This window comes from Aureispira anguillae, from assembly GCF_026000115.1.
Lineage (GTDB): Bacteria > Bacteroidota > Bacteroidia > Chitinophagales > Saprospiraceae > Aureispira > Aureispira anguillae.
Genome location: NZ_AP026867.1, coordinates 6,413,649 through 6,430,341, shown reverse-complemented (window position 1 = coordinate 6,430,341; position 16,693 = coordinate 6,413,649). Strand labels below are relative to the sequence as shown.

The following is a 16,693-nucleotide window of genomic DNA, read 5'->3' as shown; positions in this document are numbered from 1 at the left end:
TGAAGAAATAGAATTAAAACACTTGACTGTATTTTAGAGAAAAACTCCGAGGAGCTCCCATCTGTGCAGGACGATTGGCATATTCTTCGTTTAGTACATTTTGCACTACCAGATTAATGCGTTGCTTATCGTTAAATTTATATCCAATTCGCAAATCCCAGAGCCAATAGCCTTTGTTGTGTATTGCTCTAAAACTCGAAACGCCTTTTGTGATTAAATTAAACTCAAACAAAGCATCAATTTTATCCATAAAGCTATTATAATTTAATGCTGTACCAAGTGTTATGCCCCACAATTCTGTTTCGAGATCCAAACGAACCGTATGTAACCTTCTATACTTTAAGATGTCATCCAAATCATTTCTTTGAACGCCATCAACAAAGGTTGTAAACACCTTCCCTACAAAAGTTCCAAGGTTTCTTAATCGGCTCGTATCAGAGCTCAAATCTCCTGGAAAACTATAGGTATACCCTCCCCATATTCGCAAGGGAATTTTCCCCAACTGAAAGACTCCTTGTGTTGACAATTCCCAACCTGCCAAACGAGCTTTACTTATATTAACAAAGCTAAATCCAGGTCCTTGCGGATGTACTCCCAAAGCAAACTCTACCATATTTTCATACTCCATCCAAAAGAAAGCAAGATCAGCATAAATTTTGAAGTTTTTTCCTACAAAAGTATGGCGATAAGCGATTTCTGTAGACCACCCTACTTCTGGTAACAAATCAGGGTTGGGATAAATTCCCCAAAAAGTTCCTGGTATTTTTTCATTAAAATAGCGTTCTGCCATAGAAGGAAATCGAAATCCTTGCCCAAAAGAAGCTCGAATAAAATCATTTGGGCTCGCTTCAAAGTTTACGCCTGCTCGTAAAATAGGTAGTGTTGGCGTAAAAATACTATCCACTAAAAAGCCTTCCCAACGCAATCCCAAGGTAGTAGACAAACGATTCCAAAACTTTTTGTCTACTTGCGCATAAGCTCCTACTGAACTTGCTGTAAACAAAGCTCTTTCTGACCAATGGGTATTGATGTCTGCAAATAAAATACTATTCACATGCATATACTGCCCAACTGCCCCAGCAGTAACAATCCATTGATTGGCAAAGTTTCTTTGAAACTGGTATTCTAAACTAACTAGGTCTGCCTCTGAATCTTCATCTGTTTGCACTTTGGATATTCTAAACCATCGAGCTCGAACATCATGCTTATTATCGGATTGATCAAAGGCCGTAAAATAGGGATCTAGTGTAATGGAATAATATCGATCTCGATTGATTTCTGTTAGATTGATATAAGCATTATTGGTCATGTCTTCGGCCATAAAAAAACGCCCATCTTCATGATACATCAAATTGCCATTTAGCCCATACGATAATCGCCCTTCAGATTTAGGAACTCTTATCCTAGTATTAAAATTAAAACGAAAACGGCGCTCATCTGCTCCTTTGTAATAACCATTCTTTAGATGAACGTTTCCTCCGATCACTAAATCTACATTTTTGTGGGGCTTTTGGCGATGTGCAAAATAAAGCCCTGCAAACATTGGCATTTCTGCCATTCCATCTTTGGGTTTGAACCATCTCATGGAGTCTATTCTAGGTTGGTCATAAATCCCTGCATACATCGATATTGCCGTATAGGGTTTGTTGCCCTTAGGATAAGCCGTTCTCAAATTAACAACACCGTTCAAAGCAGCAGAGCCGTATAAAACAGAGGCAGCCCCTTTAATAATTTCAATCTGTTCGGTATTCTCTACGGGCATGAAATTCCATTTGACATCACTTAACTCTGCTGATAATAAAGCCTGTCCATCTACTAAAAAAATAACTCGACTCCCAACACCATAAGCATATCCTGCTCCACCACGTATACTAATTTGCCCATCTGTTATTTGAACTCCTGATGTTTTTTGTACAATTTCATCTAGACTTGTTATATTATTGTTTTCCAATTGCTGACTTCCAATGACATCAATAGAAACGGTACTCTCTTCTAGCTTTTTTTCGTATTTCCCATCCGTTACAATAATTGTTTCTCCCTCCAAAACATCCTCCCACAAGGCTATATCAAACACCATTTCAGTTTCACCATCCGATACAATTTCTTGCTCAAGTGGCTTGAATCCAACATAACGAAAGACAATCAGATGCTTTCCTTTTTCTAATTTTAACTGATAATTACCATTAATGTCTGTTGTTGTTCCCGCTGTGGTTCCTTTTTGGCTTATGGTAACCCCTATTAAAGGCTCTCCTGTTTCACGATCTGTAACAAGCCCCGATAACAAAGTTTGTCCATAAGAAATTTGAGCAAGAAAGATAATTAAAGATAAAACCAATAGTTGTTTCATATAATTCCGTTATAACAGGAGTATTGTCCCTTTCACTACTTCGTAAAAAACCACGAAGAATTACCAATAAAATAGTCTCAAAAATAAACTTTTCTTAGGAAATAAACAATTTGCGCTTTTTATCCCAACCAAATAATACCGTTTGTTATCGGTTAGCCAACTCAAAACAACTATCTTTGCTCCGCTAAACACAAATAAATCAACAACATATTTATAAAATGAAATACCTCTTAACAATCCTTTTTATCGGCTTATTAAACGCCAATTTATCCGCTCAAACGAATACTTACCCTAAGGTTCTAAATGTTTCGAAGAGTAGTACTGTTTTAGAAGAGTTAAGTGCAGACTATAAAAGTTCTTTATTTTTGGCATCGGATAGTGATGTGGTTAAAACAATGCAAAACTGGAAGCGTTTTTTGGTGACCATGGAAAAATATGCAGAAGAAATAGACTTTAACATCAAAGGTGTAAAAGTTTGGATCAAAGTTTTTTGGGCTGAAAATGGTACGATTGATCACCTTACCTATATTTTATCCGATACTTCTATTAATATTGACTTAAGAGATTTAGAAGCCTTTTTTCGCTCGTTTATCAAGAATTATAAGTTGCCAATCTCCTATCGCAATAAGTTTTCTTATGATGCGAGAATTATGTTTCCTCTCTATTTAATGCGTTAAATTTATTAATTGAATATTTAGTTAATTAATTGGCTTAATTTATGTACGAACATAAATTGAGTAGCTCATTTGTACTGAAGTTAGTGCTATGAGCTACAAAATATTAAGTCATTCTAAATATTCTCTTATGAAATATCTAATTCGAGCAATAGACCGACCATTTCTTATCTGTTTAATAAAGTCCCTGAGCATTTTATTGACCGCTATACTGATCTTAATTTTTCCTACTTATTCGCTTTATTTAGCTCCAATCCATCTATTGATTTACCTATGGCTATTGGGACCATTTATTACTATGTTTCATGATATTCACCATCATCCCTTACTAAAGCATAAAATGGCGAATAAGCTTTTAATCAGTTTGGTTGGATTGATTAATGGAATAGCTCCCCATGGTTACTTTTGTCATCATATTATAATGCACCACCCTGAAGAAAATGGAGAAAAGGACACCAGCAGTACCCGCCCTTACCAACGGGATTCGCTCAAAGATTTTAGTCACTATTATTTTAGTTTTATGTTTGGCTTTTTCCCGTTAGTCAATTACCTCAAAACAAGCAAGAACAAACAAAAGACAAGGGAAGCCTATAAATTTATGTTGTCGGGATTGTTATATACCTTATCGACTTTATTGCTATTGCTTATACATCCTATTGCTGCTATTGCCATAATAATAATCCCAACCATTATAACTAGATCTTTCCTTATTGTAGGCAATTGGGGAGAACATGCTTTTATTGATCCAGCTAATCCAGAAAACACCTATACCAATACCGTTAACTTACTAGGGCATTACAATAAAACCTCCTTTAATGTAGGCTTTCACATTGGACATCACCTCAAACCTAAGCTTCATTTTAGCCTACTTGAGCAAGACTTTAACGATAATATTATAACCTATGCACAAGAAGATTCAATTGTCTTTACAGATATTCATTATCCGCACCTTTGGTTTTATTTAATGACTAAAAACTATTCTTTATTAGCCCAAAAATATGTTCAACTCCCAGGTCGTCCTAAACGATCCAAACAACAGATCATTGCCTTATTAAAAAGTCGTTTGATCCCCATCCGAAGCAACATAGTAGACTAAATAGGGTGATTCAATCGTAAAACAAAAACATATTTTAGCAATTTCATTAAATTATAAAATGTTGTTTGTTAATCTATAGTAATAAATTCAATTGTTTCTTTTTAATGAAGTGAATATTGAAAATTTTAATCTAGCCCTCATTTTAGAGGCAAAATAGCAAAAAGCGGGGTAATCAATACCTGTTGTTCTTTTTGCATTGCCCAAAAAGAACCAAAAACGCTAGGACTGGATGACTTCTTGGACAAAGTATCTTCTTGAAAGCTTAGGCTTTCAGAAACTCGCTTCGCTCAGACACCTGAAAACCTTATTTTTCCTACAGAAAAATAGCAGCTTTCTGCGGCGTACTTTGTTCCCAATCAGTCATATGCCCACCAAAAAAAACTCCTAAAAACATTCAAAAGAAACTTATGTCAAAACTTTTTATTGCAAATAATAGCATCTAAAACACTTGGAGCAATACATTTAAGCCCCTAAATAAAAAAGGGTTGAGTTACAGATGTAACTCAACCCTCCTCAATCAATTCTTATCGATTTATTGTACAATCTCTACCCGTCGAACTAATTCTTTGCCAGCCTTTTCATTTCTAAGTTTAAAGATGTAGCTACCAGTTTTTAGTCCAGATACATTTAACGCCTTATAATTGCTGCCTTCTGATACCGAAAATTGATTATTGGCAACCATTCCAAATCCTTCTTCATCATACATCATAAGTGTCAAATCCTGTGGATCAACGGCGGTAATTCCAAAAATAAAACTTCCATTATCAATTGGTTTTTCTGACATAGAAAAATCAACTTCTAACTGATTAGCAGAACTTTCTGCTGCGATCAAAGCATTAAAAATACTCGTCACCAGCTCTGTTGCTTCAACATTGGCAGAAGCTTCGCTTTTACCTTCACTAGCCTGTTTGGTTAGAAGTGTTAAATCCTGAGGTTCAATTCCTTCAGGAAGCATATCCATCGAAAATTTAAATCGAGTTACATTGGCAACACTGTTAACTTGAGTTCCAACGCTGCTCACTAATCGTTCTCTAAATGTCTTATTAATATCTAGATCAACCGCTCTTGTTGTGGCATCAGACATTTTTGGATTTTTATCACAGTCACATTCTTGTTTACAGGAAAATAATAGAAAAAAAGTACTGCAAATAATCGATAGTTTTAAAAGTTGTGTCGTTGTTTTCATCTTTGTTATTTTATAAATAAATGTAAAACAGTAAAACCAACTATCAGAATAGGGAAAATAGATGGTTTTTATGTTGGTAATATATTGAAGTGATTAGAAAACCTGCCAATAAATAAGCAGCCCTATTTTAAAAAATTTCATTCAAAAGGTATCCGTACAATTATTTCAGATATAGGGGGGGGAGTATTCAATTTATGGCAAAATATATATATTCTGTTACCGCTGAGGTTCAATATATTTAGCAATCTTCAACAAAGAAAATTGATTAAAACATATTTGGGGAGATTGAAGGTTGTTCCTTCCGTAAACAAATCTTTACAACTATAAATTAAGCAAAAAATAGCTTATATGCCATTTTTTAAGCAAAAAAAAATCCCCCTTCAAAAGAAGGAGGATTTTTTTTATGATATTAAGATTAACTACTTAGCTTCTGCTACTTGAACTTGTCTGTTCAATTCTTTTCCTGCGTCATCTTTCAAACGGAAGTTATAAGTTCCAGCCTCTAAAGATTTAACATTTAATGCTTTATAGTTATTTCCTTCGTTAACGTCAAATTTATTGTTCGCAACCATCCCAAATCCTTCTTCATCATACATTTCTAGCGTCAAGTTTTTAGCATCTTGCGTTTCAATACCAAAAATAAACATTCCATTTTCTACTGGCTCATCAGACATTGTAAAGTTAACATCTAGCAACTGAGCTTCTTTTTCTGCGCCCATCAATGATTGGTTAATTCCCATTACTGTTTGAGCATCTGCATCTTCTGCACTCAAAGCTTGCGCCTCTCCAATCATATCAGCAGCTTCAATCGTAATCATTTGCCCCTGAAAATTTACTTGCATAGCTTCTCCTTGTGCTGCTCTTGTATTATCATCTGTGATTGTCAATTCAGCAGTATTATTTGGTTGTTGATTGTTACAAGAAGTAGTAAATACAATTACAAGTAAACCTAATATAAATAAATTCGTATACTTTTTCATAATCTTTTTTTAGTTGGTTCTTTTAATTAAATACATTTTTGAGGGGAATACGTATAAATGTAGGTTTATTATAGTCTTACTAAAGTATACGTTTTGGCTTTAAATTCCAAATTTAAATTGCTTTTTTTTGGTCAAAAAAGAATTTAAATTTCAAACACAATAAAAACGCAACAAACTATCAATCAAATATTTATACTATTTTTTTTTCTATAAAGCTTAGCCCTTCTTATTTTCTTTCACCCTCATTTTTTTTATACTGAGCCATTTGGGTTCAAAAGATAAGATTGATTTCCTGCTTCCCCTTTATTATACGCTATTGTAGATCAAGAATCTCTCCTTTCCATTTAAGGTATACAAAGACAAAGAACGGGCATCCCCAATAAAAGAGACGCCCGTTCCTTATCAATATACAATAAAGTCAAAAATTACTTGTCGTTAGCAATATTTACTGTTCTTACCAATTCTCTTCCTTGATCATCTTTCAAGCGGAATAGGTAATCTCCATTATCCATAGCGTTAACATTTAGTGCTTTATAGTTGTTTCCTTCATTCACACCAAATTCATTGTTAGCAGCCATTTCATAGCCTTCTTCATCAAACATCTCCAAGGTCAATTTTTTAACATCAGGAGATTCAATAGAGAAGATAAACATTCCATTTTCTACTGGCTCATCAGACATAGAGAAATTAACATCTAATAATTGAGCTTCTTTTTCTGCTCCCATCAAAGCTTGGTTAATATTCATTACCGTTTGCGCATCATCATCTTCTGCATTCATTTTTTGCATAGCTACTGTTTCCATAGCATCTAGGTTAATATCTAGATCCGCCAAAGAAAAACGATCAACAGCTTGATGTTCTGTTTTTGCTCCACGATGTGCATTAAGATCTATTGTATTATTATCTACAACAGTAGTAGCTTGAGTATTTGGATTAGAGTTGTCACAAGAAGCTGCAAGCAATACTACAGCAAATAACATTAGTAATTTTGACATATTTTTCATAATAAGAATTATTTTAGAAGTTTGAGGTCGTTGATTATTGGTTTTGCTAGTTTAATGATTTAATAAAAGAAAGTGTTACCACTTTGGCACAAAATTCTTTCTTGGCCTAACAAGAAGTCTAATATATCCCTTTTCAAGTGATTAGGCAAGTTCTTTTACTCCAAATTTAGTGCCTAATTAAAAGAAACAAACCAACTTTAATAGAGTTTATAATAGTGTATATATTTTAATTTTTTATTCCTTGAATGCAATTCTGCGGCAAAGCTCCTTTCTTTTTAGCACAGTTCTAGAATATATCTATCTGAGTAACCCATTTTCCTAAGTTTTTTCTGTATTTTTATAGCTAAATAACTAGTTATTAAGCCTAAAAGTGTCCATTCATTTGGGCAGGCTATTTTCAATCATAAAGAACAAAACGTTCTTAATAAAGGTAAAAGTTCATGAGTGATCATCAATCAAAGTCAAATGAAATTAATATTGAACTTTCTGAAGATATAGCAGAAGGGATCTATGCTAACTTGAGTATTATATCTCACTCCAATTCAGAGTTTATAATGGATTTTATTCGTTTGGTTCCCAATGTTCCAAAAGCAAAAGTAAAATCTAGAATAATTATGACCCCCCAACAGACCAAACGTCTAATGTATGCCCTACGAGAAAATATCAAACGTTTTGAAGCCAGTAATGGTACCATTAAAGATGTAGATATGAATACGCCCCCTTTTCCAATGAATTTTAATACCCCCAAGGGACAAGCCTAATCCATAAAAAAAAAGATTTGAAGACAAGATTGTCTTCAAATCTTTTTTTATGCTAGTATATAATAGTGTTATACTTTAGGACGCTTAGTCGTTCTTCTAAAAGGAGGAGTTCTATCATCATCGTCATCCTCTCCACTTCCATCGTCATTGTCATTCACAGTAGGATTTTGATGTTCTATTTTATTTTTAAAACGCTCTTCTTCTTCCCTCCTAGCATCCAAAACGAGCTGAAAATTGTTAACAATAGCCCCTACGACCAAATTAACCAGCAAGTAAGCAGCAATTACCATCCAAGACACATGAAAAGCCGTCACCACCCAATTGGAAGTATTGGGTACTGTATTCATGCCATCCTCTTTAGTGGTATGCTCATTATTGAGTAAATTGTAACGCAAGTCGGTCCAATCTTCACCTGTTAAAATTCTAAACAAAGTAAAAAAGGCCTCCCCTAAACTACCATAGGGGTCAGGGTTGCTTATGGTCAACTCCAAATGCTCTGATTTATGATAATCTTTATTTTTGAATAAGGTCACCCCCATAATTGCATAGATATACATAATCAATAAGAAAAGTACCGCAATATAAGAAAGTGACTTAATGGAACGCAACAATACTCCAATTAGCACACGCAGTTCCTCTATAGCCCGTATAGATCGAGTCAATTGAACAATACGAAGTACCCTTAAAGTAGCAAACACAGAGTTTTGTTGGTCATTCATATCCGTAAAAATGATACCAGCAACTTCAGGGATAATACCAATAACTAAAATAAAAACATCAAACCAATTCCAACGGTCGGCAAAATACTCTCTGGTACTTCTTCGACCATGCCAACGCAAGACGACCTCAATAAAAAAAACAAATAAAATTGAAAGCTGAATTACTTGTACATAGCTAGGAACATGACTGTAGGTTTGTACACCAATCAACAAACCATTTAGAACAATTAGTCCTAAAATCGTCATATTAAACCAAGTACTATTGATTATTTTCCTTGCTTTGAGTCTAGTTGGAGCGTCTAAAGTACTCATAAATCTATTGAATGATTAATAGGTATCTATTACGGGTTTTGCAAAATCAGGAATTTAAGATACCATTATCAGTTTTAATTTCAAGGGAAATTAAGTTTTTTTTTCTTAATATAATACTCCGTTGATCAGCTACACTGCACCTTCGTGGTACCTTCGGTACTGCCCTATCCCAAGCTGCTCGTTGGTTAGCTCGCTATGCTCATGAGAATAATTATTAAAAAATATAAAAAAGCATCTTATACCACATTGATCATCATTTTTTTTAAAATTTTAGTTTACAAAAAACACATAACAATGATAATCAACACAGTATAATTCATCCATAGAATACTATCAATAAGAAAATAAATATTCCTCCAGCTTCAACAGCTCTATTTACTTAATCTTCTTCCAATTTTATAGCTTAAGAAACATACTCTTCCAACTGTAACCTTGTCATTTCCAAAGGGCTTAATTCCTTCTCAGTTACCTTTTTATACCATTTAATAGTATTCTGAATGGCTTCTGTAGCACTCCATCTAGGATACCACCTTAATTCATTAACCGCCTTAGAACAATCCAAACGCAATAATTTAGCTTCATGCAATTGATTTTCATGCTGCTCAACTTTATAAGAGCCTTTGCCCCACTCCTGAATGGCTTGTTGAACCAAAAACTCAACCGTGATGGACTCATCGACCAAAGGACCAAAATTAAAAGCATCTGAAAAACGCAGTGGAGCTTCGTCCATTCGAATCGCCAACAACAAATAACCATACAAGGCTTCTAAAACATGTTGCCAGGGTCGAATAGCATTCGGATTACGCAGACTAACCTCTTGATTTTGACTCACTGCACGCACAATATCAGGAATGATTCGATTCTCAGCCCAATCACCTCCCCCAATAACATTTCCTGCTCGCACTGTTGCAACACTTGTTTGGTGTTTTGCATAGTCATTGGGATTAAAAAAGCTAGAACGATAAGAGGCGGTTACAACCTCTGAACAAGCTTTGCTCGCACTATAAGGATCATACCCCCCCAAATGATCTGTTTCCCGATATGGGTAATACCATTCCCTGTTTTCATAAACTTTATCGGTAGTAATATTAATGACCGTACACTTCTTCTGAACCAACTTGGCCGCCTCCAATAGATTAGCGGTACCAATTGTATTGACCTCAAATGTATAGACGGGACGATTGTAGGCATCTAAAACCAAAGGTTGGGCTGCCATGTGATAAATAATATCTGGCTGGAAAGTCTCTACCGCTTCTAACAATTTAGCCTTGTCTCTAATGTCGGCAATAATTGATTCACAAAGTTTATCTCCATCTACGTCATTATACAAAGATGGCTGAGTAGCTTCTAAGGCATATCCTTTGACAATAGCCCCCAAACTATGTAACCAAGTTGTCATCCAAGCACCTTTAAAACCAGTGTGCCCTGTTAAAAATACTTTTTTGCCTGTAAAATACGCTTTAAGCATTGCTGCTGTCATCATGATAAGGAAGTTTATTTACCAAATTTTCCAAGCGGGGTTTCCATTGTTCCACATACGCTCCAAGTCACGCTTATCTCTCAAAATATCCATGCACTTCCAAAAACCATCGTGCTTATAGGATACCAATTCATTGTCTGCTACCAAATCACGCATAGGATCATCTTCCCACATAATTGGTGTCATATCTTTGTCTCTCAAATAATCAAAAACGCCTCTATTCAAAACAAAGAATCCGCCATTAATCCAAGTCCCTCCACCTTTAGGTTTTTCTACAAATTCGGTAACGGTACCATTGGCATCCGTATTCAAGACACCAAATTTACCCGCAGGTTGCACAGTAGTTACCGTTGCAATTTTATCGTGTTGATTATGATAATCAACCAAAGCTTTGATGTTAACATCTGAAACACCATCTCCATAAGTCAACATAAAGCTTTCATCTTCACCAATGTATTTTTCGATTCGTTGCAAACGCCCCGCAGTCATTGTATGCAAGCCTGTATCTACCAAGGTGACCTTAAAGTTCTCGGAATTGGTTTGGTGTACTTCCACTTGATTGTTCGCTAAATCAACTGTTATATCAGAATTGTGATAAAAATAATTGATAAAGTACTCCTTAATCATATATCCCTTGTACCCCAAACAGATTATAAATTCATTAAAACCATGTGCTTGGTACATTTTCATAATGTGCCATAAGATTGGCTTTCCAGCAATTTCAATCATCGGCTTTGGACGCATGTGTGATTCTTCTGAAATACGAGAGCCTAACCCTCCTGCAAAGATGACTGTTTTCATTGAATGTTGTTAAGTTAGTTATATAATGTATTTGCGGTAATAATAATGTCGTACAATTTGTACCGTATTTTCTGAGGAAAGAATTTCAAAAAAAACGTTGTCGTGGGTAATTTTTGAAAAAACTTAGCCTTAAAGATATTGAAAAAAGGTTGTTTCCATTGATTGGGTTTAAAAATAAACTTGGCAGCATAATAATCTAGTATTTCTGGAAACAAACGCACTAACCGTTTAGAAGAACCATTAGCATCTACCCTCCGTCTTAAATATTGTTGAAAATCTTTATAATCATCGTGGTAAACCCAAGTTCGATAATCAAAATAAATCTCGTAATTGTGCTTATGCATTGCTCTAAAAGCAAATTCAAAATCTTCAGAATCCGTCAATTGCTCATCAAAGCCTCCCACTTCCCAAAACAATGCTTTTGGCATTGATTTGTTGGCACCTACCAAACCTGCACGTTCTTTTTTAACAGGTCCATTGTTCTTGGTATACCAACTCATTTCCAAGTTAGAACGATACCATTGGAAATCTCCTTTTGTTTTAACAATTTCCAAATCGTACAAAGCAGGTCCATCTAGGAGTGCATTAGGATGCTCCTTATGAAAGTCAACATGCAATTGAATGCAATTTGGATTGGGGCGCACATCATCATCAAAAAAGATCAACAAATCTCCTTTAGCTGCCCGAACACCAACATTACGAGCAATCGCTCTGCCTCCGTTCTTATTATCTAATATGGTAATATCAAAGCTATACTTAGCTTGATGATCCTTGATGGTTTGAACCGTGTCGTCTGTAGATCCATCGTTGGATATTATGACATCAAAGCCTTGAAAGGTTTGTTCCTCTAAGGCATTTAAGATATTTAAAATTAAATTGGATCGATTATAAGTAGGTATGATTACTGAAACAGACATAACAATTTTAACTATAAAACTTTAAGTAAGCATTTATTAAACCGTGCATTGATGTTAAATTAAACATCAAGTTGCCGAATGACCAAGAAACGTTTTCTTGCTCCAAATTTGTTTGAAAACCTAGGAATATCAACCATTAAATACCGCCAACCACTGATTAGTAGTTTTATTTGATCGGAATAAGCTTTTTTATACTCCTTTTTAGAAATTAAATAAAATCCTATATTCATTGGTAATGCAATCAAATATTGCATCAATAAGTAAATCAAATAGATTCCATATCCTCGTTTATAATAGCCTAAGCTATTACTAATATATCCCTGCACACTCATATCCTGATTACTGCTTGATCCTTGTTTGTGAATAAATGAATTAAATGGATCATAAATAATCTTAAACTGCTTGCGGATTCGATTGTAACACCACTCTGTTTCTTCTGAATAAAGAAAAAAATCAGGATCAAATCCCTTGGTTTTCTCAAACACCTCTCGGCGAAACAGCATAAAAGCCCCCGAAACTGTATTGGCTTCAATCACTTCGTTTACGGTCGATTGATCGATAAATTTACGATTAAAATAAGACAAATGAAACAAAGGCAAACTATACCATACGGCCTTTAGCGAAAGACCGAGATAAAACGATTTTTTTTTATAAAACAAAGGGCTACCATCTGCCAACGTCTGTGCACAAGAATACAAATCTGCTTGATGCTCTTGAAGCGTTGCCATTCCTTTTTCTAAGACCTTTTCAGAAACTTCCGTATCTGAATTAATCAACCAAATATAGGCCCCTTTAGCCCGTTCCATTCCCATGTTATTTGCCCGTCCAAAGCCACAATTTTTAGCACTAGTGACCAAAACAAGATCAGGATATTTTTCACAAAAATCCGTAGCTTTTCGATCCGTTGATGCATTGTCTACTAATATTATTTCATACGAGTAACGGGTTTGAGACAAATAGATAGAATCAATACAGGCACAGGTCAGGTCAAAGGTATTAAAATTTACAATAACGATTGAAATATCTACTTTTTTCATGGACACATTTATACCTAGTTCATTATTTTTTAATTGAAGGTAACTTTTTTAACGAACCATTGTTTATCATGCAATAGTTTTTAATACACTAAGCCGTTTATTTATATTTTCCTAATAAATAGTTGCTAAAGACCTTGAGTCCTGCCCCTGTCAATTTTTTTTGCTTAGCAATCAGGTTAAAATAAAGTCGTAACAAGTTAAAACTTAATGGGATATTGTACCGAAAACCCAAAGCAATCAATTGAATACTTCGATCTGGTGAGGCGGTAAATTTATACCAACTTTGGGAGGGTTTGGATGTATTTAATACATCGTTAGAAGCGTCAACGTCAATGCCTGTTACTACTGGAGTTTTATATAATTCTTCTAATTGTTTTTGCCATGGTTTCAACAAAAATTTAGATTGAATGTGCTGTTCTATCACTTTCGAAGCCCAACTCTTGTAGGCTCCTGTTGCTATTTCTTCTTTTATAAACTTAAAATAGCCCTCCTTAGTGCTGTAAGAAAGATAATTTTCAATTGCTCTTGGATACAACTTATTCATTTCATTGCCCAACACCATCACCGTCTCTTGGTAAGGTAAAATAGGTGGCACTCCATGGTATAAGCCATTAAGCGTTCCCAATCCCGTTTGCAGAGGATATATATCAACAATATAATCTGTTATCTGATAATACATCAGCGGGTTCTTTACATGCCCTTTTAGCAAAAGATTGGGAGCTTTTTGGGTATTGGGACAAAATTTATCAAAATCTTCTTGCCCACAACCGACCATTATCAAGGTACACGCTTCATGCTCCAATAAGAACGTATTCCATTCCTTCAAAAAATTGACGGTTTCAAATGGCGTATATTTATACGCTGCTCCTATTGTAAAAAATATTTTTTGCGTCTGCCCTATTCCCAATTGCTTTTTGTACGCTAATTTTTCTTGAATGGACAATTGCTTGGGCATGGTTTCTCCTAAGATAAAATAAAGAATCTGATCATCCATTGGATATCGATATTTCTCTGAAATAACCACATCCCCTTCACAAATATTGATGCGCTTATGCGCTATAATATTGCCCAATGAAAATCTAAAATTGGCATGGTTGTAAAACAATACCAAGCTATCCCCTTTCTGTTTAAGATCCCACAACGCTAAGGTCGGCACAATATCATCCATGTGCTGATGCAGCACTATAACATCAAAATAATGTTCTTCCAAAAAACGCCTCAAAGCCTGCGCTTTAGCCCATGGTTCTTTTTCTTCTAATTGATAAAGCGTTCCATTTATGGTTAAATCCAATGCTCGATCTTGATCCAATAACAATAGATGTGATTCGCTATTTAAGTCATTCTTCATCCAACTTAATGCAACTTGAGTATGCCCACCTATATTATAGAATCGAGTCCCGATGTGTAGTACTTTCCTTTGTGCGGTTTCTTTTCTTTTATAATTGGCTATTGGGAATAATTCAGCAGCAATCTTTACTAATAACTCTTCCAATCGAATAGAAGACAAATAGCCAATATAATTGCTTGCTTCAAAAGCAGCGATTTCAGCAATCAGCTCCGCTGCTTTTTTATACGCTTTTGTTTGGTATAATTGTTCTGCTCGATGAACAAGTAACTCATGTAGCGCTATATCAATATCCCAGCTCTTCATTAAATCGTAAAGTTGTTGATCTTTTGGATTACTTCGGTCACTTCTTCCTCTGTCAACACTGGGCTAATTGGAATACTCAATACTTCTTCGTGGATGGTTTCCGTTAAAGGATAAGAGTCCTCGTTCCATGCTTGATATGCTGCTTGCTTGTGCGGAGGAATGGGGTAATGAATAACCGTTTGAATCTCGTTTTCACTAAGGTATTCTTGCAATGCTGTTCGATGTTGGCAACGAATCACATAAAGATGGAATACATGCCCCCATTCTTCTTGATTCCATTCTGGCAATGTAATTAAAGGGTTCTTTATTTCATCATTGTATCGTTTAGCAATTGCCCTTCTCACCTTCGTTTCTTGATCCAAATAAGCCAACTTAACCGATAATATTCCCGCCTGCAACTCGTCCAATCGGCTGTTCATTCCAACTACCTGATTGTGGTATTTTTTTTCAGAGCCATAATTGCGTAAGATTCTAACCATTTTTGCCAACTCATCATCATTGGTTGTCACCGCTCCTCCGTCTCCTAAAGCACCAAGATTTTTGCCAGGATAGAAAGAAAATCCAGCTGCATGCCCCCAATTTCCTGTCTTTTTAGCTCCCCAATACGCACCATGAGCCTGAGCAGCATCTTCCAATACCAATAAATTATGCTTTTGGGCTATAGACATAACCGTAGCCATATCCACGGCCTGCCCATACAAATGAACGGGCATGATTACTTTTGTTTTGGGGCTAATTGCCGCTTCTATCTTAGCAACATTGATGTTAAAAGTAGCTTCCTGTGGTTCAACAAATACAGGAACCAAACCATTTTCACTAATTGCTAGTACGGTAGCAATAAAGGTATTGGCAGGCACAATTACTTCATCTCCATCCTGTAGTTTTCCCAGCATTTTATAAGCTCGTAAAACAAGAATCAAAGCATCTAAACCATTTGCTACTCCTATGCAATGCTTTACCTTGCAGTAGGCTGCAAAATCAGCTTCAAATTGAGCAACTGAATTTCCCAAAATATACCAACCAGAATCAATAATTTGAGCAGTAACAGCTTTTAGTTCGTCTTGGTATTGAGCATTTATTTTTTGTAAATCGAGGAATTTGACCATATTATTAAACTTCTAATTTTGTGGCAATTAGCCAATAGATAATATTGGAGAACGATAATTCATGAATGAATTGTATTAATCTTGTAATACAGGTTTTCCATTCACCATAATATATTGCGCCTGTTTTTGTTTTGAAAATAGCTGTAAATCTAAAATTTCGCCTGTTTCTGTCACATAGCCTTTGTGAACAGCAGGATTCCCATACCACAATGTATAAGGAGGAAGATCCTTGGTAACAACACTTCCTGCACCAACCATGGCAAAAGATCCAACAGTTATTCCAGCCATGATCGTAGCATTTGCACCTATTGAAGCCCCCAACTCAATCTTTGTTTTGGTCCACTCAGCCGCATACTGTTTAGATCTAGGATACAAATCATTTGTAAAGGTAACATTAGGGCCTATAAAAACATTGTCTTGAATGGTAATACCATCCCAAACTTGCACCCCGCATTTAATGGTGACATTATCTCCAATCGTAACATCATTTTCAATAAAACAATGGCTACAAATATTGACGTTTTCGCCTATGCTTGCCTTGGGAAGCACAACAACAAATTGCCAAATATTCGTGCCCTTTCCGATCTGTTTGGATTGAACTAAAGCCGTTTCATGTATCATA

General features: G+C 35.4%; 15 protein-coding genes. 3 read left to right on the top strand and 12 right to left on the bottom strand.

Annotated elements, in window-relative coordinates; all coding sequences use genetic code 11:
- Positions 1-13 precede the first annotated feature (13 nt).
- On the bottom strand, positions 14-2,347 hold the full coding sequence (locus tag AsAng_RS25180) for a TonB-dependent receptor (protein WP_264789898.1): 2,334 nt from the start codon (positions 2,345-2,347) through the stop codon (positions 14-16).
- 218 nt (positions 2,348-2,565) lie between these two features.
- On the opposite strand from AsAng_RS25180, the gene AsAng_RS25175 reads away from it, so the two are divergent.
- Positions 2,566-3,024, top strand: coding sequence for a hypothetical protein (locus tag AsAng_RS25175; protein ID WP_264789897.1), 459 nt, complete (start codon positions 2,566-2,568; stop codon positions 3,022-3,024).
- A gap of 127 nt (positions 3,025-3,151) precedes the next feature.
- Positions 3,152-4,117: a fatty acid desaturase gene (locus tag AsAng_RS25170; RefSeq protein ID WP_264789896.1), complete on the top strand. Its 966-nt coding sequence runs from the start codon at positions 3,152-3,154 to the stop codon at positions 4,115-4,117.
- Between the two features lie 532 nt (positions 4,118-4,649).
- Here AsAng_RS25170 and AsAng_RS25165 read toward each other — a convergent pair.
- From AsAng_RS25165 to AsAng_RS25155, 3 genes are all read right to left on the bottom strand, one after another.
- Entirely contained in the window at positions 4,650-5,303 is a 654-nt protein-coding gene (locus tag AsAng_RS25165) for a hypothetical protein (protein ID WP_264789895.1), read from the bottom strand.
- A gap of 419 nt (positions 5,304-5,722) precedes the next feature.
- Positions 5,723-6,283, bottom strand: a complete 561-nt coding sequence (locus AsAng_RS25160; protein ID WP_264789894.1) for a hypothetical protein — start codon at positions 6,281-6,283, stop codon at positions 5,723-5,725.
- Positions 6,284-6,708: 425 nt separating this feature from the next.
- Complete coding sequence (locus AsAng_RS25155) at positions 6,709-7,287, bottom strand: hypothetical protein (RefSeq protein ID WP_264789893.1); 579 nt, start codon at positions 7,285-7,287, stop codon at positions 6,709-6,711.
- Positions 7,288-7,727: 440 nt separating this feature from the next.
- On the opposite strand from AsAng_RS25155, the gene AsAng_RS25150 reads away from it, so the two are divergent.
- Positions 7,728-8,048, top strand: a complete 321-nt coding sequence (locus tag AsAng_RS25150) for a DUF3467 domain-containing protein (RefSeq protein ID WP_264789892.1) — start codon at positions 7,728-7,730, stop codon at positions 8,046-8,048.
- 68 nt (positions 8,049-8,116) lie between these two features.
- Here the strand turns inward: AsAng_RS25150 and AsAng_RS25145 are convergent, their stop codons facing one another.
- The 8 genes from AsAng_RS25145 to AsAng_RS25110 all read right to left on the bottom strand — a co-directional run bounded on the left by AsAng_RS25145 (position 8,117) and on the right by AsAng_RS25110 (position 16,692).
- The gene (locus AsAng_RS25145) at positions 8,117-9,079 is read right to left on the bottom strand and encodes an ion transporter (protein WP_264789891.1); all 963 of its coding nucleotides are present in this window, start codon (positions 9,077-9,079) and stop codon (positions 8,117-8,119) included.
- 403 nt (positions 9,080-9,482) lie between these two features.
- The gene (gene rfbG, locus AsAng_RS25140) at positions 9,483-10,559 is read right to left on the bottom strand and encodes a CDP-glucose 4,6-dehydratase (protein WP_407655351.1); all 1,077 of its coding nucleotides are present in this window, start codon (positions 10,557-10,559) and stop codon (positions 9,483-9,485) included.
- 18 nt (positions 10,560-10,577) lie between these two features.
- Positions 10,578-11,360: a glucose-1-phosphate cytidylyltransferase gene (rfbF, locus tag AsAng_RS25135; RefSeq protein ID WP_264789889.1), complete on the bottom strand. Its 783-nt coding sequence runs from the start codon at positions 11,358-11,360 to the stop codon at positions 10,578-10,580.
- A gap of 14 nt (positions 11,361-11,374) precedes the next feature.
- Entirely contained in the window at positions 11,375-12,277 is a 903-nt protein-coding gene (locus tag AsAng_RS25130) for a glycosyltransferase family 2 protein (protein ID WP_264789888.1), read from the bottom strand.
- 59 nt (positions 12,278-12,336) lie between these two features.
- The gene (locus AsAng_RS25125; protein ID WP_264789887.1) at positions 12,337-13,314 is read right to left on the bottom strand and encodes a glycosyltransferase family 2 protein; all 978 of its coding nucleotides are present in this window, start codon (positions 13,312-13,314) and stop codon (positions 12,337-12,339) included.
- A gap of 97 nt (positions 13,315-13,411) precedes the next feature.
- A complete protein-coding gene (locus tag AsAng_RS25120) occupies positions 13,412-14,965 on the bottom strand; it encodes an HMG-box domain-containing protein (RefSeq protein ID WP_264789886.1) in 1,554 nt (517 codons plus the stop codon).
- Positions 14,965-16,071, bottom strand: coding sequence for a DegT/DnrJ/EryC1/StrS family aminotransferase (locus tag AsAng_RS25115; protein WP_264789885.1), 1,107 nt, complete (start codon positions 16,069-16,071; stop codon positions 14,965-14,967). Before AsAng_RS25115 ends, AsAng_RS25120 begins: the two co-directional genes overlap by 1 nt.
- A gap of 75 nt (positions 16,072-16,146) precedes the next feature.
- The gene (locus AsAng_RS25110; RefSeq protein ID WP_264789884.1) at positions 16,147-16,692 is read right to left on the bottom strand and encodes an acyltransferase; all 546 of its coding nucleotides are present in this window, start codon (positions 16,690-16,692) and stop codon (positions 16,147-16,149) included.
- Between the last annotated feature and the right edge of the window lies 1 nt (position 16,693).

Bases quoted from the DNA above. Each gene is read 5' to 3' on its own strand.
- AsAng_RS25160 (WP_264789894.1), bottom strand. From the start codon at position 6,283: ATGAAAAAGTATACGAATTTATTTATATTAGGTTTACTTGTAATTGTA.
- AsAng_RS25170 (WP_264789896.1), top strand. From the start codon at position 3,152: ATGAAATATCTAATTCGAGCAATAGACCGACCATTTCTTATCTGTTTA.
- AsAng_RS25125 (WP_264789887.1), bottom strand. From the start codon at position 13,314: ATGAAAAAAGTAGATATTTCAATCGTTATTGTAAATTTTAATACCTTT.
- AsAng_RS25175 (WP_264789897.1), top strand. From the start codon at position 2,566: ATGAAATACCTCTTAACAATCCTTTTTATCGGCTTATTAAACGCCAAT.
- AsAng_RS25150 (WP_264789892.1), top strand. From the start codon at position 7,728: ATGAGTGATCATCAATCAAAGTCAAATGAAATTAATATTGAACTTTCT.
- AsAng_RS25110 (WP_264789884.1), bottom strand. From the start codon at position 16,692: ATGATACATGAAACGGCTTTAGTTCAATCCAAACAGATCGGAAAGGGC.
- rfbG (WP_407655351.1), bottom strand. From the start codon at position 10,559: ATGACAGCAGCAATGCTTAAAGCGTATTTTACAGGCAAAAAAGTATTT.
- AsAng_RS25155 (WP_264789893.1), bottom strand. From the start codon at position 7,287: ATGAAAAATATGTCAAAATTACTAATGTTATTTGCTGTAGTATTGCTT.
- rfbF (WP_264789889.1), bottom strand. From the start codon at position 11,360: ATGAAAACAGTCATCTTTGCAGGAGGGTTAGGCTCTCGTATTTCAGAA.
- AsAng_RS25180 (WP_264789898.1), bottom strand. From the start codon at position 2,347: ATGAAACAACTATTGGTTTTATCTTTAATTATCTTTCTTGCTCAAATT.
- AsAng_RS25115 (WP_264789885.1), bottom strand. From the start codon at position 16,071: ATGGTCAAATTCCTCGATTTACAAAAAATAAATGCTCAATACCAAGAC.
- AsAng_RS25165 (WP_264789895.1), bottom strand. From the start codon at position 5,303: ATGAAAACAACGACACAACTTTTAAAACTATCGATTATTTGCAGTACT.
- AsAng_RS25145 (WP_264789891.1), bottom strand. From the start codon at position 9,079: ATGAGTACTTTAGACGCTCCAACTAGACTCAAAGCAAGGAAAATAATC.
- AsAng_RS25130 (WP_264789888.1), bottom strand. From the start codon at position 12,277: ATGTCTGTTTCAGTAATCATACCTACTTATAATCGATCCAATTTAATT.
- AsAng_RS25120 (WP_264789886.1), bottom strand. From the start codon at position 14,965: ATGAAGAGCTGGGATATTGATATAGCGCTACATGAGTTACTTGTTCAT.